The organism is Vibrio sp. KMM 9700 (assembly GCF_058545285.1).
Window position 1 is genome coordinate 778,322 of sequence record NZ_CM178590.1, and the last position, 25,104, is coordinate 803,425.

Genomic DNA, 25,104 nt, shown 5'->3' on the forward strand with positions numbered 1-25,104 from the left:
AAGCATGACACAGGAAGTTGAGTTTACAAAAAAAATTAACCTTGCCGATGCCAAATTTGGCGCCGTAGCAATCTATGCCACAGATGACTTTTTTGCCGATAAACAGCGTCTTCTCAGCCATGATGCGGCTGTATTTAAGCCGGATGTATATGATGAAAATGGCAAATGGATGGATGGTTGGGAGTCACGTCGTAAGCGTTGTGAGGGCTATGACTATTGCATCGTGCGCCTTGCGATGCCGGGCGAGATTTTTGGCTTAGACATAGATACTAGTCACTTTACCGGCAACTACCCACCGAGTGCGTCAGTCGAAGCATGCTTTGTGGCAAGCGGCGATCCTGATGACAATACAATATGGCAAGAAATCCTACCTGCGCAAAGCCTACAAGGTGATCATCACCATTTGCATGCGATTGAATCACAAGAGATTTTTACTCATATTCGTCTTAATATCTACCCTGATGGCGGTGTAGCGCGTCTGCGCGTCTATGGTCAACCGCATATTGATTGGGAACAAGTCGGCACTGAGCAACTTGATTTTGCAGCAGTTGAAAATGGCGGTCGTGCACTCGCTTGTAGTGATGAGCACTTTGGCGTGATGCAAAACTTACTTGCGCCAAATCGAGGCGCAAATATGGGCGATGGTTGGGAAACCGCACGTCGCCGCACGCCTGGTAATGACTGGGTGATCATCGCCCTTGGACATGCCTGTGAAGCGCAAAAAATCATTGTCGATACGGCGCACTTTAAAGGCAACTATCCTGACTCATGTTCGATTCAAGCTGCCTTTGTGAAAGGTGGTACGGACGATCAAATCGAAACCCAAAGCCTCTTTTGGCGTGAACTGCTGCCTAGCCAAAAGTTAAGCGCAGATCATATCCATGAGTTTAGTGATTTAGCCCAACTTGGCGCGATTACGCATATCCGCTTAAATATCTTCCCAGATGGCGGCGTGAGTCGTTTGCGTGTGCTTGGCAACAAAGTGGATTAAACCAACAACGGATTAAGGGTAAACACAAATGACGGATTCAATACGCCAACTTGAGATAGCGCCACTGACCCCAGAAAGCTTTGCACCGTTTGGGGATGTGATCCAAACGCAAACGAGCGAATATTTTATGATAAATAATGGCTCGACCAAGCGCTTTCATGATCTTGCTTTAGTGGATGTTGAAGACGGTGGCGGGCGCGCGATCTTAAGCATATTTGAAGCGAAACGTTTGGACTATCCACTCGAAATTCAAATGATGGAACGTCATCCGCTTGGTTCGCAAGCCTTTGTGCCTCTTTTGGGGCAGCCATTTTTAATCGTGGTCGCGCCAAAAACCGAGCAGTTGGATCCGTCACAAATTAAAGCTTTTTATTCCGATGGTAGCCAAGGCGTGAATTATCACAAAGGGGTGTGGCACCATCCGGTATTAGCGTTAACTGATAATGATAAATTTTTAATTGCTGATCGCAAAGGCAATGGCAAAAATTGCGACGAAGTTTTTCTACAGCCAGAGGATTTTTGGTCTTTAGATCTTGCATCTTTACCATTTTCAACGTCTTAGAAAAATAACTCAAGTGATTAGTGATAGTAAAATAGAGAAGAAGGAAAAAGTGTATGGATGCACACATAGTAGAATGGCTCAACCTCATGGTGCGTTGGGTACACATGATTGTTGGGATTGCATGGATAGGGGCATCTTTTTACTTTATTTGGCTTGAAAATAACCTCAACCGAGTCAATCCCAAAGATGGCTTAACTGGGGATTTATGGGCTATTCACGGCGGTGGTATTTATCATCTAGAAAAATACAAACTTGCGCCTGAAAAAATGCCAGAGCACTTGCATTGGTTTAAATGGGAAGCCTATTTTACATGGATCACCGGCGTGACCTTGTTAAGTGTGGTGTATTACTTAAATGCCAAGGTATTTTTACTGCTGCCTGGCTCAGAGTTAAGCGCGCTGCAAGGGATAGGTATAAGCTTGGCATCTCTAGCCGCAGCTTGGATTATCTATACATTTTTGTGTGATTCGGCTTTAGGCAAAACCCCTGTTTTATTGGGCATTGTGCTCTTTGTTGCGCTTGTTGGGGCGGCATATGGCTTTAGTCAAGTCTTTAGCGGTCGCGCGGCCTATATCCATGTTGGCGCTGTGATCGGCACCATCATGGTTGGTAATGTGTTCTTTATCATTATGCCGGCGCAGCGAAATTTAGTCGCCGCAATTAAAGCCGGCACCACGCCAGATCCAAGCTTGCCAGCAAAAGGGCTGTTGCGCTCGCGTCACAATAACTACCTGACGCTACCTGTGCTTTTTATTATGATCAGTAACCACTTCCCAAGTACTTATGGCAGTGAGTATAACTGGTTGATTTTAGCAGGGATTGCTTTCTTTAGTATTTTGGTGCGTCACTACTTTAACACCCGCCATGCAACGCAAAAATTTGCTTGGGCCTTGCCATTGGCAGCGCTTGGGATGATAACGCTTGCTTTTGTGACCTCAAATAATATGGATCCTAAGCCAAATAAAGTGCGTGAAATTGTCCAAGCACAAAAAGCGGCTGAAGCAGGGCAAGCGGCGCCTGTACAAGGTGGGTTTAGCCAAGTTGAAGCTGTGATCCATGAGCGCTGCACCACGTGTCACTCGGCATCGCCAACGAGCGATCTCTTTGCCACCGCGCCACTTGGGGTGTTGCTGGATACACCAGAGGAGATCAAATCTCACGCGGCTCAAATTGAGTCGCAAGTGAGCAGCAAGATCATGCCGTTAGGCAATATCACTCAGATGACAGATGATGAGCGTAAGCTTGTGATTGACTGGGTAAAAGCTGGGGCAAATTTATAAACCAAGTTTGCTGACATATTCTTAGATAAATATGAGCGCTAAAAAGAAAATCCCGCATCCGTAGCCATGTGTCTTGGACCTCAATTTGGCAACGCGTATTGCGGGATTTTTTTTGCTTATCGTTTTAAAAAAACAGATTCAAACCGTTAGGCTTGTGTGAGCGCAGGGGAATCACTTTCTAAATGCAGGGTTTGGGTTGGGAAAGCAATATCTGCGTCATGCTTGTGAATAATCGCCATGACCTTTAGTAGCACATCTTGTTTGACTTCTTGATAGCGAACCCAATCAATGGTGCGGGTAAAGGCATAAAGCATGCAATCAAGCGATGAAGCGCCAAAGCTATTAAAGCTGACGATAATCGTTTGATGTTGCGCGATATCTGGATGGTTTTTTAGCATGGTTTTGATTTCTTCTAATATCGTTTCAAGCTTTTGATTATCTTGATAACGCAAACCAACGACTTCACTAATGCGGCGGTTATGCATGCGTGATGGGTTCTCTACCACTATATTTGCAAAGACAGAGTTTGGCACATATAAAGGACGCTTATCAAAGGTGCGCAGTGAGGTCACGCGCCAGCCAATTTTTTCGACTGTGCCTTCGATGTTACGGTCTGGCGAGCGTACCCAATCGCCAACTTTAAATGGCTTATCAAGATAAATCATCAAGCCGCCAAAAAAGTTTGAGAGTAAATCTTTGGCTGCCATACCCGTAATTAAACCACCGACACCACCAAAGGTTAATAGGCCGGATAAGCTTAAGCCAAAGGTTTGAAGTATGGTAAGAATCGAGAAAAACGCAATCACCAGTTTTAGCAGTTTGGCGACCGCATGAATGGTGGTTGGATCTTTTTCTGGATCTTTGAGGTATTGTTTCTCACCATTGCGCACTAAACGCATCAATGCCCAAGTGGGAATAATGATCAGCACAAATTGTTGCAGCATACCAATCCAAGGCGCGGTATAGGCAAACTTCATTTTTAAAATCAGCTCAATCCCTGTTAAGGTCGGCCAACTCCAGATCAACATGCTGACAGGGCTTTTAAGCGCGACTAAGATCACATCATCCCAAATCATCTGAGTTTTTTTGGCTAAATTGAACAAACGGCGATAAATGATTTTCCACAAAAACCAAAGCCCAATGCTGATACATATTGAGATAAACAGATCAGTGGTCCACTTTTCACTATTTTCAATAATATAAGATTGAATAGATTCAACCCAGTTGTTCATACGTAACCTCAGGTTTGTTTGTCAAAATGAAGCATTTTAAGCGCTTCTGATGTAAAATGGTCGCTATTGTGTCAAAAAACGCGACAATTCTCTATAGGCATACTGGGATAGATCATCAAATAAAATTAAGTTTCTGTATTAAAAATAATTTTTATATACCTAAGCATAAAATCGTTTGAATAAAAGCCTAACTTTCATTAACCTAGATTTAACACTTTAATGGAGCTTTCACTATGCGTTTACTTGGAAATATTATTTGGTTTGTTTTTGGCGGCATTTTCATGGGCCTAATGTGGTGGTTAATTGGCTTACTATGCATTTTGACGATTGTTTTAATTCCTTGGGCCAAAGCGTGTTTTGTCATCGGTCAGTTTACTTTCTTCCCATTTGGGAATGAAGTTGTGAAGCGTCCACAACAAGATATCGGCACAGGCGCACTCGGCACCCTTGGTAATATTTTGTGGTTTATTGTAGCTGGCATCTGGCTAGCAATCGGTCACTTGGCATCGGCTGTTTTTTGCTTTTGTACCATCATCGGGATCCCGTTTGGTATCCAGCACTTAAAACTTGCTGTTGTGTCGATTGCGCCGATCGGTCAAACCGTTGTGCCAATTCAAGATTAATCAAGATTTGCGATGACTCATCCAAATGAACCCCCAATAGGACGGGACATGACAGAACAATTTGTGCTGATCCACGGCGCATTACATGGTGGTTGGTGTTGGGACAAACTTGTCCCATTGCTGCAACAAGAAAAACCATTAGCAAAGATACATACGCCGACCTTATTGGGGCTGGGTGCGCGCCAAGCTGAGCTATCCTCATTGAAAGGGGTTGACTTATCGGCGCAAATCAAAGATATGCAAAGCTATATTAAGGCGCTGCCAACAGGTAAAACCACACTTGTGGCCCACAGCTATGGCGCTTTGATTGCGCTCGCGTTGCATGAAGCCATGCCGGGGCGCTTTGATGAAGTCATTTTGTTAAACGGTTTGATTTGCGATCAAGGCGCAATAGCGAAAAGCGTGTGGTCAAACGAGTTGCGCTGTATTCGCATGGATCAAGCCATTATGCACAAAGGTGTGATGTGTTTTTATGCCACGCCGTCAAGAGATATGGGGATCCCAAAAGCGCATCGGGAATGGATGGATGCCAACCTAACGCCACATCCAGTGGCTTGCTATGAAGAGCCAATGCCATTAAAAAGACCGTTAAAAACTTTAAACAATGTCCGCTATATTGAGTGCGCATTATCAAATATGTTGACGGCAAGTATCAGCATCGCCTATATCAAAACATTCTTAGGCTGGCCTGTCTCACGAATTCCAAGCGATCATGAAGCTATGATCACAGATCCAGAACTTGTGGTGGCGCATATATGTCATCCCCCACAAGATACATTTCTTCATTCTCTTAAAAAATAAGGTATTAGAATGCAAGCACAAGTCACATGGGTGAATAACCTCGAATTTTTAGGTCAATCTGACTCTAGTCATAGTGTTTTAATGGATGGTCAAGGCGGCGCGAAAGGCCCAAGTCCAATGGAAATGGTTTTGATGGGAGCGGGTGGTTGCAGCTCTGTCGATGTGATCGATGGGCTTAAATCTGCCAATCAAGCTGTGACGGCTTGCGTCGCTAAACTGACCACGCAAAGACGCGAGACTGCGCCGCGCATCTTTACCCAAATCAATATTCATTTTGATGTGACTGGCAAAGACTTAGACCCACAAATCGTTGCGCAAGTGGCGAAAGATTCGCTCGAAAAATATTGCTCGGTTTGCTTGATGCTTGGCGCTGGTGTTGAAATGACGCATTCGGTGAGTATTCATGCCGTTTAAGAACTTTGCCACGCTTGACCCTAAGTATGATATTGCCCTTGAAGATTCGCTTTTTAAACAAGCCGACTTGTTAGCCAGCGACACTTTATTGCAAAATAAGCAGCAAAATCTGCCTTTTTGTCCGCAAATTGAAGCCTTATTCTCGCAGATGCCGGTGTTAAATATTGCGGTGCACCCAGATGTCAAAACGTTACTTACGAAGCCAAACTTAATGCTTACCCGCCATGCGACACGAGCAATTGTGTGTGACGGTGATGATATTCTTCTGATGCATACTAAAAGGTATCAAGATTATTCACTGCCAGGCGGCGGCCTTGATCAAGGCGAAGATCCGGTGCAGGGGATGATGCGAGAATTAAGTGAAGAAACTGGCGCGCAAAATATTCGTGACGTGCAAGCGGTTGGGATTTACGAAGAGTATCGCCCTTGGTATAAAGCCGACGCCAAAATTATGCAGATGTATTCGTATTGCTATCGCTGCTGCGTTGATAAAGATCTTGGTGATACTTCACTTGAGCATTATGAAGTGCATAATGGGATGCAAGCTAAATGGGTAAATATCCATGAAGCAATTGCTTATAATAAACAAACGATAGCAACCAGTGAAAAGAAAGGCATGAGTATTGAGCGTGAAACTTATTTGCTTGAGCTGATTGCTGCGGGCAAAATTTAACTAAGCCTAGCTTGATGCTAAATGAACGCGGTGTGACAAGACTCGCTACACACCGCGAACTTGATTAGAACCATTCAGTGAATCGTCGTTCTTTTCATGTTCAAGGCTATAATAACAGCGGCTTTGCAGCGCTTGTTCACCATAAAAGAGCAATAAATCATCTTTCTTTTCAGGGTCGAAGATGTGGGTTTTATGTTTATCCAATTCACCTGATTTATTATAAACGTATTTGGCAATTAATTCGCCATTTGGGGTATAAAGATGCCAGTCCCCAAGGCGTTTGTCATTTTTGTAGCGCCCTTTGACTAATAATTCCCCAGCTAAGGTTTCTTGCACAAATAAACCGTTTTTATCATCATTAATATAATAAGTTTTTTCTAAGTAAGATGGATAACGAATATTGTTTTGATGCAGTTTAATCCAGCGGCCAAATTTAAGTTGATGTTTATACTCGCGTCGATGAATCATTTGTTGATTATCGTTATAGCGTTCAATTATTTCATGTTGTTGTTTAGTATCTAAAAAATAATGTGACACGAGTTTTTCATCACGATAGATGCTTTTGACTGTGGTGGTATCCTCTCCCTGATAACTAATTTTAATCTCAGATATAAGCTGACCGCGTTGGTTGTATTGGATTTCGCGGGTGAGTTTATTTGGTGATTGAAAATGACGCTGATATTTCACTCGCCCATCAGGGAAGTAATAACGTTGCAGCCCAACGAGTTGCCCATCATTATAATTAAGCTCTTTAATTAAAATGCCAGTATCTGTGTATTCACGCAATTGCCCTTGTTTGCGGCCATTTTTGAAATATACCACAGAGGTCAAGACGCCATTTTCAGCCCACACATGGCGTGCACCATCACGCACGCCCGCAATAACATTGGTGCGCGATTTGGTTTGCCCATTTGGGTAATATTCAAATTGTGAGCCGTCTAGTTGGCCATATTCAAAATGTTTTTGCCGCAACAGCTCGCCATTTGAGGTGTAAAAAATATCTGGACCGTGACGCTTTCCTTCGAAGTTAGCAAAGGTTTCTTTGAGCTTGCCATTGGCGTAATAGCGCTTTGACATGCCACTTAATTGGCCATTGATATAGTGATCGGTCTGAATGAGGTTACCTTGGGGATCATAGCAATTAATGTCACCGTCAAATTGACCATGTTCATTGAACTTGCCTTCTTGTTCGACCTGACCATTTGGATGGTAAAATTTAAATGCGCCCACTTTTTTTGCATCGGTTAACGAGGGGGATGTGATTTGACCCTCAAAGCGTAATTCGCCATTGAGGTAAAAAAGTTTAACCGGCCAGAGTGCTTGCGAGTCGTCTTGAATAAGCGGTTTTTCTAGATAAAATTTTGCGCTCTCGCTGCGCTCGGTTGGGTGCCAGTTATTATCTAGATATATGCTTGCAACACTTTGAAAGCTAATGAATAAGCTTGATAGTAAGAAGAGATAAAAAGAGCGCATACATAACCTTTAGACCGAACTAAGCACTGCGAAGAAAGCTAAACTAAGTAACTTTGCGTGCATTTTAGATAAATATTAAATCAATTAACAGACCACAACACCGGCTTAAAATCAGCGCGAGAGGGTGATAACTATATCCTTTACAATATAAAGGATTAATGGTGTGTAAATCTGTTTTAAACTAGCTAAATGTGATCTCTGAGAGTTTTAATCTGCCAAAATGAATAAATGTCACATTTCATACATTTGTATGATGAATTGATATAGGTTTTTTGTTAGTGGGCTCAATGTTTTTGATTGGCGGCTTAGAAAAGTTACACAGGGTGAACAAAGAGTGAAGCAAAACTAACTAGAAGAGTGTGTTATGATAGGTTTGGGACGTAAATTTAAGCTTATTGTGATGAAATATAGCGAGTATTTGGGTTATCAATACGCGTCTGTTTTAACAGTAAGTAGAAGAATATTAAAGGAATAACTATGCACTTTGACACTAAATTAGAGCTAAATCTAAGCGCTAATCTATATAAGATAGGACTCGTGCTTGTATTGGGACTTTTCTCCTTGGCAAGTTATGCGCAATCAGAGTCAGCCGATTCGGTGCCCGCTGCGCCTGCAGTGACGCAGCTTGGGCAAAGTGAACAAGCGCAAGCCAAAGTGCGTGAAACAGCGCTTGACGATCACAACCAAAGCTTACAAGATCTGCAAGCGATTAAAGCTAAACTGGCACAAATTGAAGCCAAAGCGAAAGAAAAGCAGCAAACCGCTGATCCGGCCAAATACTCGACTAGTGAGCTGCTCGACCGTCCTTTAATGGAGCGTTATATCTTAGATGAACTCAAAGATATTCGTCTTCAACAACAAGATCTAGAACGTCGTTTGATTATCCAAATTACCGACCGTGAGTTAAGTGTGGCGGATAAGTCTCTAAATTATGCGAATGTGACGGTCACTTATTTCTTCTATATTATTGCAGGTGTTGCATCTTTGGTTGCATTGGTTGGCTGGCAGTCACTTAAAGAAATTAAGCACAATACCAAAGAAATGGCGGATAAGCGTTTAAACCAAATTGCCATGTCGTATGAGAAAAAGTTCAGCGCACTGGAGCGAGATCTAAAACGTAAAACACGGATCATTTCAGAAAATAACCGTGAAATTGAAATTATTAACGAAGTGCATAACCTTTGGCTGCGCGCGCAGAGCTCGCAAACCCCAGAGCAGCAAATCGAAGTGTATGATGAAATCTTAAAAATCCGTCCCGGAGATCTCGAAGCCTTGACCTATAAGGCTGATGCCGCAATGGCGATGGGGCAATATCACTGGGCGCTAAGCATTTGTAATCGCGTTCTTGAGGTGGATGATAGTAACGCGCATGCGCTCTATCAACGTGCTTGTGCTTATGCACGACTTGGCGTAGAAGAGCAAGCCATCTCTGATTTAGCTTTGGCGATTGAAGCGAGTTGCTCATTGCGCGAACTGGCGGCAGAAGAAACGGATTTTGAATCCCTACATGGCAATGAAAATTTTGACAACTTAATCGAGAGTGCAGACGTTTGTAATGGATAACAGTAGTGTGTTGGCGAGCCAAACTCGTTTGAAATCATTTTTTCAGGGCTGTGTGGCAATGTTGCCACTGTCCATTGCCGTGATCCCTTGGGGCATTTTGGCAGGCTCATTTGCCATAGATGCCGGCTTTACTCTCTTTCAAAGCCAAGGTTTGTCTTTATTTATGTTTGCTGGCGCCGCACAATTGGTGGTGGCAGGTATGGTGAAGGCTGGGGCAGGACTAGTGAGCTTAATGCTAACAAGTTTACTTATCACCGCAAGGCATCTACTTTATGGGCTTGCGATGCGCGATAAAATCAAAGATATGCCACTGCGTTGGCGCTTGCCGTTAGGGTTTTTATTAACCGATGAGTTGTTTGCGATTTGTGGGCATCAATCTAAGCAAGAGTTTGAACCATGGTACGCCTTGGGCGGGGGCTTGAGTTTTTATCTGACTTGGAATATCGCGACTTTGGCCGGTATTTTTGCAGGGCACAATATCCCTAATCTTGAGCAATATGGCTTGGACTTTGCAGTTGCAGCGACCTTTATTGCGCTTATTTTACCTAAAGTCACAACGAAACCTATTTTTGTTACTGTGCTAGTGGCGCTTGGGGCGAGCCTGCTACTTGAGTATTTTCAAGTTTCAGGACGCTTGATGATCGCCAGTATTCTAGCGATGTTAGCTGGCTATGTCTGCAAACTCAAGCAAGATGCAAGGGATGCTGCGCAATATAGCGCTGAGGTTTCATCCACCCAAGCAAGTGATAAGGAATAAATTATGTGGTTCACAATAATAATTTTAAGCTTGATTGTGTTTGCGAGTCGTTATTTATTCCTCTCGCCGAATTTACCAATTAAATTGCACCCGCACTTGCAAGGGATTTTAAGCTTTGCAAGCCCTGCGGTTCTCACCGCTATTTGGGTGCCAATTGTGTTTTTTCCTGAGGGTGAGCTTGCCCTTGGCTTAGATAACCCATATTTAATTGGCGCTATTTTAGCCGCAGGGCTCGCTTATTTTACAAAAAATATTTTATTGACCAGTGTGCTAAGCATGATTGTGTTTTTTGTCTTAAAAATGAATCTACTTGCTTAGCGACTTGAAAGCGATAGGTGTTACGACACTGGTTTTGCTTTTAAGCCATACGGAATATTTTTAATTACAGGCTGCGTGTTATCTTTACGATTAAGTTTTGGGATAGCACGCGCGCCTTGCCAATCTAACAGCATAATAGCTAAGACATTTCTGTGCTCGCCACTATCCTTATCTGGGCTGCCTTGGGTGGAAAGGATATACCCATATTCAGGGTCGATTGCTTGGCTGATTGCCGCTTGGGTTTTCGCCACCACAGGATCATCATCTAAACCTGCGAGTAAAAAATTAATCCCCACCTCTGCAATCACATCCGGCTTCGTTCTGCGGATAATTTCATCAATATTGGCGCGATAATAGTCATAAATCCATGCAAATTCTTCTTCATCGAGTTGATGCTGATAATATTCCGTTGCGCCAAAAATAATATGACTTAAGCCGTAAATTTTATTTGAAAATTGCTGATCGCTTAAGCTTTTATCCTTCGCATCTGGATAAGTGCTTTGAAAACTTTGCTTAAATTCTTGAGTATAGTCGGCAACATCTAATTGGCGCAGCCAATAGACTTGATTTGCAAGTTGCGCCGCCCAGGCTTTGATCATGCCTTCATCGGTAAAATAGGTTTTAAAATCAGCCTGTTTTAATTTTGCTTTGAGTTTCTCATCTGCAAGCCCCATCAGCTCATATTCATCTGCGCGCGCCATGGCGCCTAATATATCCACCCCATAAACCAAATAATCAGGATGATATTTTAAGGTTTGCTGACGCAGTTTACTGCGTGTGGTTTTGGCATTATCAAAGCTCTGGTTGCGTCTTTTTATATAAGCATCAAAGGCATCGGTTTGGTCAATTTTGCTGCTGATAGTATTTAGTTTACTGGCCACACGCGCTAAGTCTGACCAAATCGCTGGCAAGTAGCGTGGGTCTTGGGTTTGGCGGTACATACGCAACCCATAATGAGCTTGAGTATATGGCGCTAAAGTAAAGAGCTCTTTTTCAAACTGCTCGCGTATAGTCTCGGCTTGCTGTTGATATTTGAGAGTAAGACTGCTGCTTGACTGCGCTTGAGTTGAAATACTTGTGGGCGCAAGCGTCGCTGTGGAAGCTGTTTTTGCTGCTAAAGCGGTCGAAAATAGGCAGGCAATACTTAAGGCTAAATAAGTTGGAAGACGTAATCGAGAGGTGGTTGCAAACATAAAACATCCTTTTTGAAGAGATCTCATGGTATATCTCTCTATTTATAAGTTTTTTTTGTCGCAGGAGAGCAAAAATCATGAGATAAATTTTCGCGATAAATTAATTTTAGATTAGTCTTGTTTTGATTTATGTCTAGTCCTTTTTGAGCATAAGTATGGTATTTATATAGCATTGCCTTTTATCGCGAACAGTGATGCCACAGTTTTGTCGATTCAAGGCGTTGGGGATATACCAAAGCATTTTATAACAATAAAGGATAATTTATGCTGCGCCTAGGACTTGATATTGGTGGAACAAAAATAGAAGCGATTGTGATGGATAGACAAGGTGAGGTGATTTTTCGTAAGCGCACGCCAACCCCAAAAACATCCTATCCAGATTTTATTGATGCCATCGTACGCTTAATTTCAGATGCCAAACGTTATTATCCTGAAGGCTTTAGTATTGGCGCGGGATTGCCAGGCGCGATTAGCCCTGATACCGGAGCGATTAAAAATAGCAATATTTTGACCTTAAATGGTAAAGATCTGAAATCAGATTTGAGCTATGCCTTGGGCCAAGAGGTGTTTTTAGCCAATGATGCCGACTGTTTTACACTCTCCGAGGCAATGGATGGGGCTGCAAGTGGTGCACCGATCGTTTTTGGCGTGATTTTAGGGACAGGCTGCGGCGGTGGTATCGTGATTAATCATCAATTAATTGTCGGGCCAAATGCAATTACTGGCGAATGGGGGCATAACCCATTACCAAGTTATGATAAAGCGCAAGATGGCGACTGCACGCCGTGTTACTGTGGTCAACCTTTGTGTATTGAAAACTTTATCTCTGGCACGGGTTTTCAAACGCGCTTTAATCTAAATCATCAAACCCATTATACCTCACCTGAAATTATTGCTTTAAAAGAAGCGGGGGATCCAGACGCGATCGCACACTATGAAAACTTTATTGATATGCTCGCACGTAGTCTTGCAAGTGTGATGAATCTGCTTGATCCGCATACCATAGTTATAGGCGGTGGGATGTCAAATGTTAACAGTATTTATCCAGATGTGTTAAATCGAGTGCTCAACTACCTATGTAGCGAACGTTGTAATACCAAGATAGTTGCAGCAAAATATGGTGATTCAAGCGGGGTGCGCGGGGCAGCATGGTTGCCACAAACGATGCGTCATGCTTAAGGCACATTAAAAATAAGTTATTTTTATGTTAACTCGTAGACTTCATTAGCTTTTCCTGTAAAATCCAAAACGTTATTTACAAATCAAATGATTTAGGAGAAAAGATGCGTTTGATTATTTGGGCTGCATTGGTAGCCGCAGGTGTTTATATTGGCATTACTTATCAAGATGAGATCTTAGATGCACTAAATATGCGTGAGATGGAAAGTGTGCAAGATAAACTAGAAGATGCAAATAGCGATTTGAAATCTAGCTTCACTGAGTTATCAGATAAAGCAAACGAAAAGCTAAATGGTCTGAAAGAATCTAATTAAGTGAGCATAATAAGCTAACCATAGCTATTTAACTTGCTATAAAAATAGCCTCCTAATTGCACATTTGTGACTTAGGAGGCTTTTTTATATCTGCTTGATGAACTTGCTTATCAAAACTTGTAGCAAGATTATTTCAGGTGCACCGCTGCGTAACCATATTGTTCAATCAGGTTTTGCGCTTTCTCTGAGTGCAAGAAATCAATAAACTTTTGCGCTTCGGCTGAGATGTCACCTTGACGCGTCACGATTAAAAATGGGCGCGATAATGGGTATTTGTGTGACACTATGTTCGCCTTAGTTGGATGAATGCCTTCTATATCAATCGCTTTGATAGAAGGTTCAATCGAACCAAGGGAAACAAAACCAATTGCTTGACGGTTATGGTTGATAAGTGTTTTGACCATGCTGTTGCTATTCACCACAAGGTTTTGTGGATTAATGTCAGACACTTGTTTGCCTTTAATGATTTGGGTTAAACCAAGTAGGCTTTCAAAACTTGAGCGAGTCCCTGAAGATGCTTCTCGGGTCACCACTGCAATTTCTCTATCTTCACCACCGACTTGTTTCCAGTTAGTGATTTTACCTTGATAAATTTTAGCTAAGTCTTCTTGGCTAAGGTTGTTAACAGGGTTTTCTGGGTTGACCACAATCGCCAAACCATCTGCTGCGATATTGATATGATCTAGCTTCTTTTGTGCTTCTTCTTCGGTTAAATAACGCGAAGACATACCAATATCTGCCACCTTATTGAGCACCATAGTGATGCCAGCGGTTGAACCTACGCCTTGTACAGCGATAAAATCATCCGGATGCTGATTGTTATAGGTTTCTGCCAACACATCCATCACACGTGCAACCGAGGTTGAACCTGAGACAATAATTTGCTTTGCTTGAGCGCCTGTTGCCAGACAAAGAGAAAGGATAGCGGCAAGTCCGATGCGAACCATGAATTACTCCATTTATGTAAAAGTTTGCCAATAGCGGCATAAAAGTGATCTAAATCGAAATTATAAGACAAAATGATGACAGATTTGTGACGAGAGGGGGCTGTTTAGCTTGGTGTTTTTAAAGGACTGGCACAAAAAAGTAAAATAAAGCGGGGATATTTTGCTTGAACTTAGCTCGCAAATTATTGTGAAATATCAGATTTTCTTCGCCAAATGGTTATTATAGAAGTCTGATATAAGTGAATCTGCCAAACTCAGCTATGCTTTAGGTAATCAATAACTTAGAGGGGCGACTATGACCTGTGAATTTACTTGGCATCAAATTAAGCATCAGGCGCAAGAGGTATGCAATTTTCGTAATGAAAACTGTCCAAGTGAAGTGGGCAAAGTCTTACTTGATTGTGCAGCAGAGTGCTTTATGTTTCAGATTGGTGTTTTGCCTGTGGATGCGCTGCATTTTACTCAAGTTATTGATGTTGCTAAAATAGAATCAGATGAGAAGAGTCAAACTTGGCAGTTGTTTTATATCGATGCGCAAGGCCAGTGGCTGATTTATCCGGTTGCACGTCTTTGTGAAAAGCAAACGAGTTTGCCACCCGCGCTGCAAAATGCTTGCAAGCAGTTAAGCAGTCCAAGTTGCACGGATAAAACTAAGGCCCAAGCATTGCTTGAGATTTTAAGAATTGATCCCCTCAATATTATCTGGGAAGCCAATCATTAACATCATTTTATAGCAGAAATAAAAAAGCTAGGCCAATCTCGCGCCTAGCTTGTTTGATTCAGATTAGCTGCTTATTTCGTTTCAGAGCCAGTTTCAGAGCTATGCACAATTGCATCCGCTTGCTTATCTTCCTCGCTTAACGATTCTAGCGGTGCAGCGACTAAGTTACGCTGTGCTTGGTTCACTTCAACCAGTTGCACATTCAGCGTATCACCAAGTTTATACTTGATGCTCTCATCAATGGTCACTGTGCCTTCTTCAGTTGAGCCTTTAATGCGCTCTTTATCATCTAAAACAAGGCTTAGCGGAATAAACGCACTGGCGCCATTGGCGGTTAAGCGCACGCGCATGCCGGCGCGGTTGACATCAAAAATCTCTGCTTCAAACACAGTTTTGTTTTCTACATCAGCGGCTAAGGTGCGCGCATACAGCCAATTCCCCACGCCACGCTCTGCCATGTTGTGCTGACGGCGATGCAGTGACAACTCTTCACCAATCGACTCATCTGGGCGCTGTACAGGCTCTTTGCCAAGGATCATAGCTTTAAGCATGCGATGGTTGATCATATCGCCATATTTACGAATCGGAGACGTCCAGGTGGCGTAGATATCAAGGCCCATTGCAAAGTGCGCCTCTGGCTGATGGTTAATTTCGCTATAAGCTTGATATTTACGAATGCGGTTATCTAAGTAGCTTTCGTTTAGGCTTGCAAGATAACGACGCATCGCGCTAAAGCCTTCCAGCGTGACGACAGATTCTGCGCTAAATTCTGGCTTGCTTTGTTCGCTTGTTGCCGCGCTTCCCGTTTCATCTGCATCCGTGTTTGCATTATTCATTTCTACATTGTTAACTAAGGCAACCACATCTTTAATGCGATCAGATTTTAAGCCCGCATGGGTGTTAAAAATACCAGAGTTGAAGGTTTCTTTTAAACGGCGACCGGCGCAAATATTGGCGGTGATCATCGCTTCTTCAACCAGTTTATTCGCGCTGCGGCGCATATCAGCGTGAATCGCAATCACATCATTATCTTCACTGAGCTCAAAACGATAATCTGGGCGATCAGGGAAGACAACAGCATTTTGGCTGCGCCATTGACCACGCGCAAGCGCAAATTCATGTAGGGTTTGCACAATTTGGCAAATCTCAGCACTGCCTTGCCAATCTTCGCTGCTGCCGTTTTCTAAGAAATCTGATACATGCTCATAGACGAGGCGTGCGTGTGATTTCACAGTTGCGGCAAAAAACTCAATCTCATCAGAGATGCTGCCGTCGGCTTCAATCATGACTTCACAACATAAAGCCGGGCGCTCTTCGTTTTCTTTAAGAGAGCAAAGATCGTCAGCTAAATCACGTGGCAGCATCGGAATGTTGCGACCCGGAAGATAAATCGTAAAGCCGCGCTCACGGGCAACTTTATCCATCTCATCATCTGGGGTGATATAAGCCGTTGGATCAGCAATCGCAATCATCAGCTTATAACGCTCGCCTTGCTTTTCAATATACAGGGCATCATCCATGTCTTTGGTTGAGGCGCCATCAATCGTGACAAAAGGCACAGATGTTAAATCACGGCGCTCAAGTTCGCTATCATCTTTGATTTCCCAGTTCTCAATCCCTGCTGGTTCACTGTTTGGCAAATCATTTTGCGCAAGGGTGACCCACCAAGGGGCGATCTTGTCATTTGCATCGGTGATTTTTTCAGAAATTTCAGCAAAGAAACCATCGTCACCTTTGAGTGGGTGCTTAGTTAAATGCGCCACCACCCAGTCACCTTGGGCAAGGTTTTCAGGATTTAAGCCTTTGCGTGCTTTGGCGCGGAGTTTGACTTTTTTAAGTTGCGGGTGATCGGGCACCACTTCTAAACGGTTTTTGAAAAACTGCACACGTCCAATAAAACGGGTTAATGAATCTTCAACTAAGCTTTGCGGCTCAGCAGATTCTTTGTCGCCATCGGTGCGAATAATCGCGCTGACTTTATCGCCATGTAAGCATTTTTTCATATGCGGCGGCGCAACAAAATAGCGCGTCTTGCTATCGACTTCTAAAAAGCCAAAGCTCTTTTCCGTTGCTTTGATTGTCCCTTCTTTTTTTGGAAGGTCTTCTTGCATTTGTTGTTTAAGTTGCGCGAGCAAAGGATTGTCTGAAAACATTGGAGTCCTATTGGATTTAGATTTATATACTAAAATATTGGCAGGCATTTTACTTGCTCTTGAGGCAAAAGTATATTCTCTTGAGCCAAATCAATATTCTCGCGTTGCAAAATGGGGAGAGATATTTAATATAGACGCCAATTTTTATTCTAACGCTTCATGTGCGTGTATTTTTATCACAAAAGGCTCATTATGCTTGCCATCATTATTCGCTTATTCCCCCTTTGGGCCGTATTATTTTCAGCATTTGCTTATTTTAATCCTGCGCCTTTTGATGCCTTTAGCGGTTTTATTGTGCCATGCCTTGCGTTAATCATGTTAAGCATGGGGCTGACATTAACCCCTGCGCACTTTAAAAACGTCCTCAAGCATAAATCCGCGGTCTTGATTGGTGTGCTGCTGCAATTTAGCGTGATGCCTTTGATGGCGCTGTTTGTCAGCCATGTCTTTGCCTTTGATACGCCACTGACCATTGGCATGCTATTAGTTGGCACAGTTGCAGGCGGCACGGCGTCAAATGTCCTTTGTTATTTAGCCAAAGGCGATGTGGCGCTGTCGATTTCGATGACGTGCGTCTCGACATTGGTTGGGGTGGCTTTAACGCCGCTTTTAACTGAGCTTTTGGCAGGTCAAAGCGTGGATGTGCCGATGCTGGGGATGTTGATGAGTTTGATTAAAATTGTACTTGTACCTGTTCTGGCTGGAGTTTTGATCAACCACTATTGCCACAATTTTACCCGCCGCATTGAAGCTATTTTGCCGCTTATTTCTATGCTTTTAATTGTCTTTATTATTGGCGTGATTATGGCGATGAACGCGGCGCAGATTCAAAATGTTGGCGCGATCGTGATTTTAGCTGTGATCATGCACAATAGCCTTGGCCTGCTCTTTGGATATTTCACGCCTAAACTGCTTGGCTTTGATGAAAAAATCTGCCGCACGGTTTGTTTTGAGGTTGGATTGCAAAATTCTGGCCTTGCGGTGGCGCTGGCGATGAAGTTTTTCACGCCAGTTTCGGCGGTTGCAGGCAGTTTATTCTCAATTTGGCATAATATTTCTGGATCTATTTTAGCTGGCATTTGGTCGAAGAAATCAGCTAGCACTAAAGAGTTAGAACCTAAGTTGAATGACGCCTCCAAGGCATAAATACGCAACAATAAAAGGCTCGCAAAAACTAGGTTTTTTAAATAAAAATAATAACTTTTGTGAGCTAACTCAATTTTTTACTAGCTTTTTTTTAAAATTCCAGTAGAATTCGCTCCCTTACACAAATGTCCCGCAACAGCTTAAAGCATTTTTCTACCACATCCATGACTTTTAAATGGACGCGAATTTCAGGTAGGTATTAGAAGTAGTCGAGCTTAATGGGACCGAATTTTTCTCCGATATAAAGGGATCCCATGCAAAATACTGAAACTAAATTCAGCGATCTAGATCTAAACTCTTCTCTTCTTACTGCCCTTGATTCAATGGGTTTTGTTAACCCAACACCAATTCAAGCTGCTTCTATTCCACACCTTCTTGCAGGTAAAGATGCATTAGGTAAAGCACAAACTGGTACTGGTAAAACTGCTGCTTTCTCACTTCCTGTTCTAAACAAGATTGATTTAAAACAACATAAACCACAAGCAATTGTAATGGCTCCAACACGTGAGCTTGCGATTCAAGTTGCTGCAGAAATCAAAACTTTAGGTCAAAACATTCGTGATCTTAAAGTAACTGAAATCTATGGTGGTGCATCAATCGTTGACCAAATGCGTGCACTTAAAAAAGGCACACACATTGTTGTTGGTACACCTGGTCGTGTAAAAGATTTAATCAACCGCCGCAGCCTACACCTTGATGAAACCAAAGTATTTGTATTGGATGAAGCCGATGAAATGCTAAAAATGGGTTTTGTTGATGATGTGACTTGGATCATGGAACAAGCACCAGAAACAGCGCAACGCGTATTGTTCTCTGCAACCATGCCGCCAATGGTTAAAGAAATTGTTGACCGCTTCTTGCGTAACCCAGCACGTGTTGACGTTGCAGGTGAAAACCGCACAGTTGCAAAAGTTGAACAACAATTTTGGGTTGTGAAAGGTGTTGAAAAAGATGAAGCAATGGCGCGTCTTTTAGAAACAGAAGAAACAGATGCTTCAATCGTTTTCGTTCGTACTCGTCAAGATACTGAGCGTCTATCTGATTGGTTAAGCGCACGTGGCTTCAAATCAGCAGCATTACACGGTGATATCCAACAGGCGCAACGTGAGCGTACCGTTGAGAACATTAAACGTGGCAGCATTGACATTCTTGTGGCAACTGACGTTGTTGCACGTGGTCTTGATGTGCCGCGTATTACACACGTATTTAACTACGACATTCCATTTGATGTTGAGTCTTACATCCACCGTATCGGCCGTACCGGTCGTGCTGGACGTAAAGGTAAAGCGATCCTACTTGTTCGCACCAACCAAATGCGTATGCTTCGCACCATCGAGCGCGTAACTAAATCAAGCATGGAAGAAATCCAACTTCCACAGCGTGAAAACGTTGCCGCAGCACGTGTTGTGAAACTAGGCCAAGAGCTAGCACTTGAAAAAGATAGCCCAGCACTTGAAAATTTTGCAGAGCTTATCGAGCAACTGCAAGCAAGCCTAGAAGTGGATGCAGCAACACTTGCAGCAATTCTACTTAAACGTCAACAAGGTAAGCGTCCTTTATTCTACACTGGCCCAGATCCTATGATCGAAGCTATCGAGCGTGAAAACAAACGTCGTCGTGAGCGTCGTGATTCACCGCGTGAGCAACGTGATGGTCGTGATGGCGGTCGTAGCAGCTTCGGTGGCGGCAAGCAAGACTGGGATACATACCAGCTGCAAGTTGGTCGTGAGCAAGGCGTTCAAGTGAAAGACATCGTTGGCGCACTGGCAAACGAACTTGGCCTAAGCAAACACGGCATTGGTGCGATTAAACTAGCACCAGGACATACATTTGTTCAGCTTCCAAAAGCAATGAGCTCAGAAACAGTTGGCAAACTACGTAAACTACGTATTCGTCAAAAAGAAGTGGCAGCAGTGGTTTGTGACTTTGATGATTTCCGTGAGTCTCGTGGTCGTCGTGATGGCGCGCGTCCACCTCGTCGTGATGGTGGCAATGGTGGCGGTAACTTCCGTGGTGGTGAACGTGGCGAAGGTCGTCGTTTCAGCGGCAATAAAGAAGGTGCCCGTAGTGGTGAACGTCGTTTTGACCGCAACCGTGGACCAAAAACACGTCGTCCTGCTAAAGACGCATAATCATTAAGTATTAGTGATTAAAAATAATTAGATATAGAAACCGCTGGTCGAGAGATCAGCGGTTTTTTTTATTCGCTACAAAAAATAATTCAAACCTTGAGATGGATCAAACTTATTAACAACTTTGAAAGTTAATTACATAAAAACAGTTGAAAGATTCAAAAAACATTGAATAATGAGGCATAATTAAGTAAATTCATTTCAGCGATTGCATGTTGCTTTCAGTTTTTACAGTTAGCATACAATTTCATAGATGGATCGAATATGACGGTACGCTTTTCTCAACATAAGATACCGCCTCACCAATCAGTAGAGAGTTATTATGTCAAATCAATATGTTTTAGTGATCAATTCAGGCAGTTCTTCACTCAAGTTTGCACTTATCAACGCAGAATCTGGCGACGAGCTTATGACGGGCTTAGGTGAATGTTTTGGCCTTCCTGAAGCGCGTATGAGCTGGAAATATCAAGGTGAGAAGCAAACAGTAGAATTAGAAGGCACAGATGATCACCACCGTAAAGCAATTTCACGTTTAGTAGAAATCATTGCTGATTATGGTTTGACAGACGCAATCGTTTCAGTCGGTCACCGTATCGTTCACGGCGGTGAGAAATTCACGTCAACAGTACGCATCGATGACAACTTCCTGACTGAACTAGAATCAATCACAGATCTAGCGCCACTTCACAACCCTGCAGGCGCTAAAGGTATTCGCGCAGCAATCGATGCTTTCCCAAGCTTGCCACAATTTGCAGTGTTCGATACAGCATTCCACCAAACTATGCCTGCAAAAGCCTACACAGGCGCTATCCCACATGAGCTTTACACTGAATACGGCATCCGTCGTTACGGTTTCCACGGCACTAGCCACTACTATGTGAGCCGTGAAGCTGCGAAGATCTTGAACAAAGACGTTGATAGCGCAAGCTTCATCACTGTTCACCTTGGCAATGGTGCATCTGTATGTGCGATTAGAGAAGGTAAGAGTGTGGATACATCAATGGGCTTCACACCACTTGCTGGCCTTATGATGGGGACGCGCTCTGGTGATCTTGACCCAAGCATCATCGAGTTCCTACTGAAAAAAGGTTGGAGCCAAGAGAAAGTCTTTGACGCACTAAACAAAAAATCAGGTTTCCTAGGTGTGTCTGGTCTAACTTCTGATGCGCGCGGCATTTTGGAGGCGATGGAAGAAGGGCATGAAGGTGCGAAACTTGCATTTGAAGTCTTCACTTATAAAGTTTCTAAGTTCGTTGCATCATACATGGCAGCGCTTGATAACCTAGACGGCATCATCTTCACAGGTGGTATCGGTGAAAACGCATTACCAATTCGTCAAGAAATCTTGAAAAACCTTAAAATCTTTGGTTTTGTTGAAGATGAAAAAGCAGACGAAGCGGCGCGCTTTGGTGAAGGCGGCGTGATTGCTTATTCTAAAATGCTTGATGCATCAGTTATCGTTATTCCAACAAACGAAGAACTTGTGATTGCACGTGAGTGTTTAGAGCGTATCTAATCTAGATAACCGTTCTCTTCTCAAAACAAAAAAGTGAGCCTTTAGAAATAGGGGCTCACTTTTTTATGTCTGGATATTTTTTATCTGTAAAAAGTTTAGTTGATGCTTGGTTTGAATTTAACGAAAAGGCAAAACCTGCATCAAATACAGCAATACTTAGTCTTAAAGCACCTTTTTATCGCGCGCTGCAAGGTTGGCAAACACCATGCAGACTAAGCCCACAGCAGCAATAAACATCAGCGGGAGCGTCCAGTGATTGGTCATTGCATACATAGAGCCGACAATCGTTGGCCCGGTTGCAGCAAAGCCATAACCGATACTTTGCGATAGCCCTGACAGCGCAGCAGCTTGCGCAGGCGTATCGGTACGCAGGCCAACAAAGGACATTCCAATGATAAAGGTGGCGCAGTTACAAAAGCCAAACAAAACTACCCAGACAAGTGCAAATTGCGGTGCAAAGGCAATGCCAAGAACAGTGGCAGATAAACAAAAGCTAGTCAGAGTAATTAATGGACGCTGCAATTTGGCGCGTGACATTAATGGGATCAGCACAAGGCCAGGCAAAATCGTCGCAAACTGCATCAAGCTATATAGATATCCTGCTTCAATTTCTGAATAGCCAATTTCATTGAGCATTTTCGGCAGCCAGCCGGCAAAGGAATAAAAAGTAAAGGAGTTTAAGCCTATGCCTAAGGTCACCTGCCAAGCGACCGGTGAGCGCAGCAGGCTACTCATTTTAGTGTGAGTGTCAGTGGTTGTGCTCGGCGCCGCTTTGGTACGGGTAAAGACCTTAGGTAACCAAATCAAAAGCGCAAGTAAAGGGAAGATTAAATTAAACCCAAGGGCACCTTGCCAGCCTGAAAGAGCGCCGATATCTAGGTGTGAAATTGGTACCATAAGACCTGCGCTAATCGTTGAGGCGATCCCCATGGTAAATACATATAAAGATGTTGTGGTTGATATTTTATGCGGAAAGTTTACTTTAACCACCACAGGCAAAAGCACGTTACCAATTGCAATCCCAAGGCCAATTAAGATGGTGCCAAAAAAGAGCGGAAATTCAAACCCAAGTGAACGTAAAATAACGCCAGCGCTAATGCTGACAAGGCCAACAACTAAACTTGGATAAAGGCCGATTTTTCGCGATAAACTGGCGCACATAGGCGAGAAAATTGCGAAACATAGCAATGGGAGCGCAGTTAAAAAACCGGCGCTAGAGGCGGCAAGGGATAAATCTTGCATGATTTGCCCCAGCACTGGCGCAACACTGGTAAATGGCGCTCGTAAGTTAGCTGAAAGTAATAACACCCCAATAAATATAAGTAACGTAGCAGACTTTATGGGTTTATCTTGTAAGTTACTCGACGCTTTTGTCATAAATACTTCTTGTTTTTTATCGTTAAATGGAAAGATATATGCGAATTTGGTCCGTTCACCCAAGTTATTTAGATACAAAAGGATTAGTTGCACTTTGGCGTGAAACGCTTTTGGCGCAAAATGTGCTCCTTGGCAATACTAAGGGGTATAAAAACCACCCGCAACTCGATCGCTTCAAAGCGATGCCTGATCCTGTCGCGGCAATTGGAAATTATCTCGATTATATCGCAAAAGAAGCAGACAGACGCAATTATAATTTCAACCACTCTAAGATTGTTAGTCGCGCGCCGTGCTCGCCTATTCCTGTCACCACAGGGCAAGTGGCGTATGAAGTAACGCATCTAAAAAATAAATTGAAAGTGCGTGATGAAAAAAAACTTTGTGAGCTTGAAGCTGCGTCTAAGATTCAGTTGCATCCTTTATTCATCGAAATTGATGGCGATATCGAAGATTGGGAAATTCTCTAAGGAGAAAAGTAAAATATCTGACTAAACTTTTGATATAGCCACTTGGTTTGGGTGGTTATATTGGACGTTTAGATAAGGATATTTTTATGAAAGCAATCACCATTTTTTATTTTGGCATTATCAAGTTGTGCGTCGATGACTGATCCGAGCATAAATTAAAAGCATGTAAAAGTAGATTACTATTTTTATCAATACTGGAAATTATAACCATATATGCCAAATATTAACTCATTTAGTGGTTCAGGTTTTATATTCAATAATTTAATTCCAAGTGAAATGTTGAATGTGTCAGATACGTACAACGAATGATTTGATAATATGTATATAGAAGAATTAAGCGTGAAGTCTATGAATATAAGTGGGATAAAATTAAGATAAATCAGATAAATAGTGACTGAGTTTTGAAATAAAAACTCCATGGTATGTTAATAGGGACATTTGATGAGTGAGGGATTTAAAATGAGACTTTTTACATTATTAATATCTATATTGATGTTAAGTGGATGTGTTGCACCTATCCCAAAAGGTAATGAAAATGTACGTCCATATGATCCGAAGTATAGTGAAGCATACAACATTGCGAATCAAACCATTCTCACTAAGGATTATAAGTATGGGCTTAAAACTATACGCTCACCATTACGTGATTTAACGCCAGAAGAATATCAAGAAGTACGAGAATATAAGCCCAAAATGAGCAATGGTACGATGAATCAATTGATAGGTTTGGCTACTATTTTGACTGGTAATCTAACAGGTATGGTAGACGTTGCTGGTGGTACAGTGTCAAACATGGCGAAATCAAACCATGCTTCAACATTTAGTTTGTTGTTATTAAAAGATAGTAACAATAACGAGATACCTGATGAAATGACTAGTATAGAAAAACAGATTACATCTAATGGGTATGCTGTAGTAGAGATTAACAAGAAGTCCCATGAAGTAATATTAATAAATAAATCATATATAACATCAAACTCCAATAAAATAATTGTAAATTTATTTTTTGATCTATTTGATATTGTTGAATTATCAAATGGTACTTTAACTTATATTAAGACAGGGGATATTTTTGATTTTGATTTATATATGCGAAAGTTAAGTGAAATATTCGGAAGTGATAACTATATATATATTGCACCATTTCAAAAGTTATATGTTCAAGAAAATGGAAAAAAAGTGAGTGTGACTTATTTGAAAAATCCACTCCCCGCTATCTACACAAATGGCAAGAAGTTAGAGTTCATTCAACCACAATAGCGCAGGTGAAGA

At 42.5% G+C, this 25,104-nt stretch carries 24 protein-coding genes; 18 read left to right on the forward strand and 6 right to left on the reverse strand.

Features of this window, described 5'->3' with window-relative positions; translation table 11 throughout:
- The first annotated feature begins 4 nt into the window (after positions 1-4).
- The 3 genes from alc to AC2VOY_RS14675 are packed head-to-tail and all read left to right on the forward strand — an operon-like array spanning position 5 to position 2,833.
- The gene (gene alc, locus AC2VOY_RS14665; protein ID WP_491833315.1) at positions 5-991 is read left to right on the forward strand and encodes an allantoicase; all 987 of its coding nucleotides are present in this window, start codon (positions 5-7) and stop codon (positions 989-991) included.
- A gap of 28 nt (positions 992-1,019) precedes the next feature.
- Positions 1,020-1,553, forward strand: a complete 534-nt coding sequence (locus tag AC2VOY_RS14670) for an ureidoglycolate lyase (RefSeq protein WP_491833316.1) — start codon at positions 1,020-1,022, stop codon at positions 1,551-1,553.
- Between the two features lie 53 nt (positions 1,554-1,606).
- Complete coding sequence (locus tag AC2VOY_RS14675) at positions 1,607-2,833, forward strand: urate hydroxylase PuuD (RefSeq protein ID WP_491833317.1); 1,227 nt, start codon at positions 1,607-1,609, stop codon at positions 2,831-2,833.
- 146 nt (positions 2,834-2,979) lie between these two features.
- Here AC2VOY_RS14675 and AC2VOY_RS14680 read toward each other — a convergent pair whose 3' ends face one another.
- Positions 2,980-4,065 (reverse strand): mechanosensitive ion channel family protein, encoded by a 1,086-nt coding sequence (locus AC2VOY_RS14680; RefSeq protein WP_491833318.1) that lies wholly within the window; start codon positions 4,063-4,065, stop codon positions 2,980-2,982.
- Positions 4,066-4,298: 233 nt separating this feature from the next.
- On the opposite strand from AC2VOY_RS14680, the gene AC2VOY_RS14685 reads away from it, so the two are divergent.
- From AC2VOY_RS14685 to AC2VOY_RS14700, 4 genes are all read left to right on the forward strand, one after another.
- Entirely contained in the window at positions 4,299-4,688 is a 390-nt protein-coding gene (locus AC2VOY_RS14685) for a YccF domain-containing protein (RefSeq protein ID WP_491833319.1), read from the forward strand.
- 48 nt (positions 4,689-4,736) lie between these two features.
- Complete coding sequence (locus tag AC2VOY_RS14690; RefSeq protein WP_491833320.1) at positions 4,737-5,489, forward strand: alpha/beta fold hydrolase; 753 nt, start codon at positions 4,737-4,739, stop codon at positions 5,487-5,489.
- A 9-nt stretch (positions 5,490-5,498) separates the two neighbouring features.
- Entirely contained in the window at positions 5,499-5,903 is a 405-nt protein-coding gene (locus AC2VOY_RS14695; protein WP_491833321.1) for an OsmC family protein, read from the forward strand.
- A gap of 148 nt (positions 5,904-6,051) precedes the next feature.
- Positions 6,052-6,576, forward strand: a complete 525-nt coding sequence (locus AC2VOY_RS14700; RefSeq protein ID WP_491834151.1) for an NUDIX hydrolase — start codon at positions 6,052-6,054, stop codon at positions 6,574-6,576.
- 45 nt (positions 6,577-6,621) lie between these two features.
- Here AC2VOY_RS14700 and AC2VOY_RS14705 read toward each other — a convergent pair whose 3' ends face one another.
- Positions 6,622-8,049, reverse strand: coding sequence for a toxin-antitoxin system YwqK family antitoxin (locus tag AC2VOY_RS14705; protein ID WP_491833322.1), 1,428 nt, complete (start codon positions 8,047-8,049; stop codon positions 6,622-6,624).
- Positions 8,050-8,778: 729 nt separating this feature from the next.
- Between AC2VOY_RS14705 and AC2VOY_RS14710 the strand changes: the two genes are divergently transcribed.
- Genes AC2VOY_RS14710 through AC2VOY_RS14720 form a run of 3 tightly spaced genes read left to right on the forward strand, consistent with a single transcriptional unit; the run spans position 8,779 to position 10,687 of the window.
- Positions 8,779-9,612 carry a TPR end-of-group domain-containing protein gene (locus tag AC2VOY_RS14710; protein WP_491834152.1) on the forward strand — a complete coding sequence of 278 codons (834 nt, stop codon included), beginning with the start codon at positions 8,779-8,781 and terminating at the stop codon, positions 9,610-9,612.
- Positions 9,605-10,369 carry an AzlC family ABC transporter permease gene (locus AC2VOY_RS14715; RefSeq protein ID WP_491833323.1) on the forward strand — a complete coding sequence of 255 codons (765 nt, stop codon included), beginning with the start codon at positions 9,605-9,607 and terminating at the stop codon, positions 10,367-10,369. Before AC2VOY_RS14710 ends, AC2VOY_RS14715 begins: the two co-directional genes overlap by 8 nt.
- Positions 10,370-10,687: an AzlD domain-containing protein gene (locus AC2VOY_RS14720; RefSeq protein ID WP_491834153.1), complete on the forward strand. Its 318-nt coding sequence runs from the start codon at positions 10,370-10,372 to the stop codon at positions 10,685-10,687.
- 20 nt (positions 10,688-10,707) lie between these two features.
- Here AC2VOY_RS14720 and AC2VOY_RS14725 read toward each other — a convergent pair whose 3' ends face one another.
- Entirely contained in the window at positions 10,708-11,880 is a 1,173-nt protein-coding gene (locus tag AC2VOY_RS14725; RefSeq protein WP_491833324.1) for a DUF3541 domain-containing protein, read from the reverse strand.
- 267 nt (positions 11,881-12,147) lie between these two features.
- Between AC2VOY_RS14725 and AC2VOY_RS14730 the strand changes: the two genes are divergently transcribed.
- On the forward strand, positions 12,148-13,059 hold the full coding sequence (locus AC2VOY_RS14730; RefSeq protein ID WP_491834154.1) for an ROK family protein: 912 nt from the start codon (positions 12,148-12,150) through the stop codon (positions 13,057-13,059).
- A gap of 104 nt (positions 13,060-13,163) precedes the next feature.
- Positions 13,164-13,373 carry a YtxH domain-containing protein gene (locus tag AC2VOY_RS14735; protein WP_491833325.1) on the forward strand — a complete coding sequence of 70 codons (210 nt, stop codon included), beginning with the start codon at positions 13,164-13,166 and terminating at the stop codon, positions 13,371-13,373.
- A 128-nt stretch (positions 13,374-13,501) separates the two neighbouring features.
- Here AC2VOY_RS14735 and AC2VOY_RS14740 read toward each other — a convergent pair whose 3' ends face one another.
- Positions 13,502-14,320, reverse strand: coding sequence for a phosphate ABC transporter substrate-binding protein (locus AC2VOY_RS14740; RefSeq protein ID WP_491833326.1), 819 nt, complete (start codon positions 14,318-14,320; stop codon positions 13,502-13,504).
- 295 nt (positions 14,321-14,615) lie between these two features.
- Here AC2VOY_RS14740 and AC2VOY_RS14745 point away from each other — a divergent pair, with 295 nt between their 5' ends.
- Positions 14,616-15,041, forward strand: coding sequence for a DUF3024 domain-containing protein (locus AC2VOY_RS14745; protein ID WP_491833327.1), 426 nt, complete (start codon positions 14,616-14,618; stop codon positions 15,039-15,041).
- A gap of 71 nt (positions 15,042-15,112) precedes the next feature.
- Here AC2VOY_RS14745 and rnb read toward each other — a convergent pair whose 3' ends face one another.
- Entirely contained in the window at positions 15,113-17,194 is a 2,082-nt protein-coding gene (gene rnb / locus AC2VOY_RS14750; protein ID WP_491833328.1) for an exoribonuclease II, read from the reverse strand.
- 192 nt (positions 17,195-17,386) lie between these two features.
- Between rnb and AC2VOY_RS14755 the strand changes: the two genes are divergently transcribed.
- From AC2VOY_RS14755 to AC2VOY_RS14765, 3 genes are all read left to right on the forward strand, one after another.
- Complete coding sequence (locus AC2VOY_RS14755) at positions 17,387-18,340, forward strand: bile acid:sodium symporter family protein (protein ID WP_491833329.1); 954 nt, start codon at positions 17,387-17,389, stop codon at positions 18,338-18,340.
- 254 nt (positions 18,341-18,594) lie between these two features.
- Positions 18,595-20,472 (forward strand): DEAD/DEAH box helicase, encoded by a 1,878-nt coding sequence (locus AC2VOY_RS14760; RefSeq protein ID WP_491833330.1) that lies wholly within the window; start codon positions 18,595-18,597, stop codon positions 20,470-20,472.
- Positions 20,473-20,794: 322 nt separating this feature from the next.
- Positions 20,795-21,988: an acetate/propionate family kinase gene (locus AC2VOY_RS14765; protein ID WP_491833331.1), complete on the forward strand. Its 1,194-nt coding sequence runs from the start codon at positions 20,795-20,797 to the stop codon at positions 21,986-21,988.
- 162 nt (positions 21,989-22,150) lie between these two features.
- Here AC2VOY_RS14765 and AC2VOY_RS14770 read toward each other — a convergent pair whose 3' ends face one another.
- Entirely contained in the window at positions 22,151-23,365 is a 1,215-nt protein-coding gene (locus tag AC2VOY_RS14770) for an MFS transporter (RefSeq protein WP_491833332.1), read from the reverse strand.
- Positions 23,366-23,403: 38 nt separating this feature from the next.
- Between AC2VOY_RS14770 and AC2VOY_RS14775 the strand changes: the two genes are divergently transcribed.
- Together AC2VOY_RS14775 and AC2VOY_RS14780 are read left to right on the forward strand one after the other, a co-directional pair.
- Positions 23,404-23,832 (forward strand): pyrimidine dimer DNA glycosylase/endonuclease V, encoded by a 429-nt coding sequence (locus tag AC2VOY_RS14775; protein ID WP_491833333.1) that lies wholly within the window; start codon positions 23,404-23,406, stop codon positions 23,830-23,832.
- A gap of 441 nt (positions 23,833-24,273) precedes the next feature.
- Positions 24,274-25,092, forward strand: a complete 819-nt coding sequence (locus tag AC2VOY_RS14780) for a hypothetical protein (RefSeq protein ID WP_491833334.1) — start codon at positions 24,274-24,276, stop codon at positions 25,090-25,092.
- The last annotated feature ends 12 nt before the right edge of the window (positions 25,093-25,104 follow it).

Coding starts and splice junctions, on each gene's coding strand:
- AC2VOY_RS14695 (WP_491833321.1), top strand. CDS start 5,499: ATGCAAGCACAAGTCACATGGGTGAATAACCTCGAATTTTTAGGTCAA.
- rnb (WP_491833328.1), bottom strand. CDS start 17,194: ATGTTTTCAGACAATCCTTTGCTCGCGCAACTTAAACAACAAATGCAA.
- AC2VOY_RS14680 (WP_491833318.1), bottom strand. CDS start 4,065: ATGAACAACTGGGTTGAATCTATTCAATCTTATATTATTGAAAATAGT.
- AC2VOY_RS14745 (WP_491833327.1), top strand. CDS start 14,616: ATGACCTGTGAATTTACTTGGCATCAAATTAAGCATCAGGCGCAAGAG.
- AC2VOY_RS14765 (WP_491833331.1), top strand. CDS start 20,795: ATGTCAAATCAATATGTTTTAGTGATCAATTCAGGCAGTTCTTCACTC.
- AC2VOY_RS14705 (WP_491833322.1), bottom strand. CDS start 8,049: ATGCGCTCTTTTTATCTCTTCTTACTATCAAGCTTATTCATTAGCTTT.
- AC2VOY_RS14755 (WP_491833329.1), top strand. CDS start 17,387: ATGCTTGCCATCATTATTCGCTTATTCCCCCTTTGGGCCGTATTATTT.
- AC2VOY_RS14670 (WP_491833316.1), top strand. CDS start 1,020: ATGACGGATTCAATACGCCAACTTGAGATAGCGCCACTGACCCCAGAA.
- AC2VOY_RS14735 (WP_491833325.1), top strand. CDS start 13,164: ATGCGTTTGATTATTTGGGCTGCATTGGTAGCCGCAGGTGTTTATATT.
- AC2VOY_RS14770 (WP_491833332.1), bottom strand. CDS start 23,365: ATGACAAAAGCGTCGAGTAACTTACAAGATAAACCCATAAAGTCTGCT.
- AC2VOY_RS14725 (WP_491833324.1), bottom strand. CDS start 11,880: ATGTTTGCAACCACCTCTCGATTACGTCTTCCAACTTATTTAGCCTTA.
- AC2VOY_RS14690 (WP_491833320.1), top strand. CDS start 4,737: ATGACAGAACAATTTGTGCTGATCCACGGCGCATTACATGGTGGTTGG.
- AC2VOY_RS14740 (WP_491833326.1), bottom strand. CDS start 14,320: ATGGTTCGCATCGGACTTGCCGCTATCCTTTCTCTTTGTCTGGCAACA.
- AC2VOY_RS14775 (WP_491833333.1), top strand. CDS start 23,404: ATGCGAATTTGGTCCGTTCACCCAAGTTATTTAGATACAAAAGGATTA.
- AC2VOY_RS14715 (WP_491833323.1), top strand. CDS start 9,605: ATGGATAACAGTAGTGTGTTGGCGAGCCAAACTCGTTTGAAATCATTT.
- AC2VOY_RS14685 (WP_491833319.1), top strand. CDS start 4,299: ATGCGTTTACTTGGAAATATTATTTGGTTTGTTTTTGGCGGCATTTTC.
- AC2VOY_RS14700 (WP_491834151.1), top strand. CDS start 6,052: ATGCCGGTGTTAAATATTGCGGTGCACCCAGATGTCAAAACGTTACTT.
- AC2VOY_RS14760 (WP_491833330.1), top strand. CDS start 18,595: ATGCAAAATACTGAAACTAAATTCAGCGATCTAGATCTAAACTCTTCT.
- AC2VOY_RS14675 (WP_491833317.1), top strand. CDS start 1,607: ATGGATGCACACATAGTAGAATGGCTCAACCTCATGGTGCGTTGGGTA.
- AC2VOY_RS14780 (WP_491833334.1), top strand. CDS start 24,274: ATGAGTGAGGGATTTAAAATGAGACTTTTTACATTATTAATATCTATA.
- alc (WP_491833315.1), top strand. CDS start 5: ATGACACAGGAAGTTGAGTTTACAAAAAAAATTAACCTTGCCGATGCC.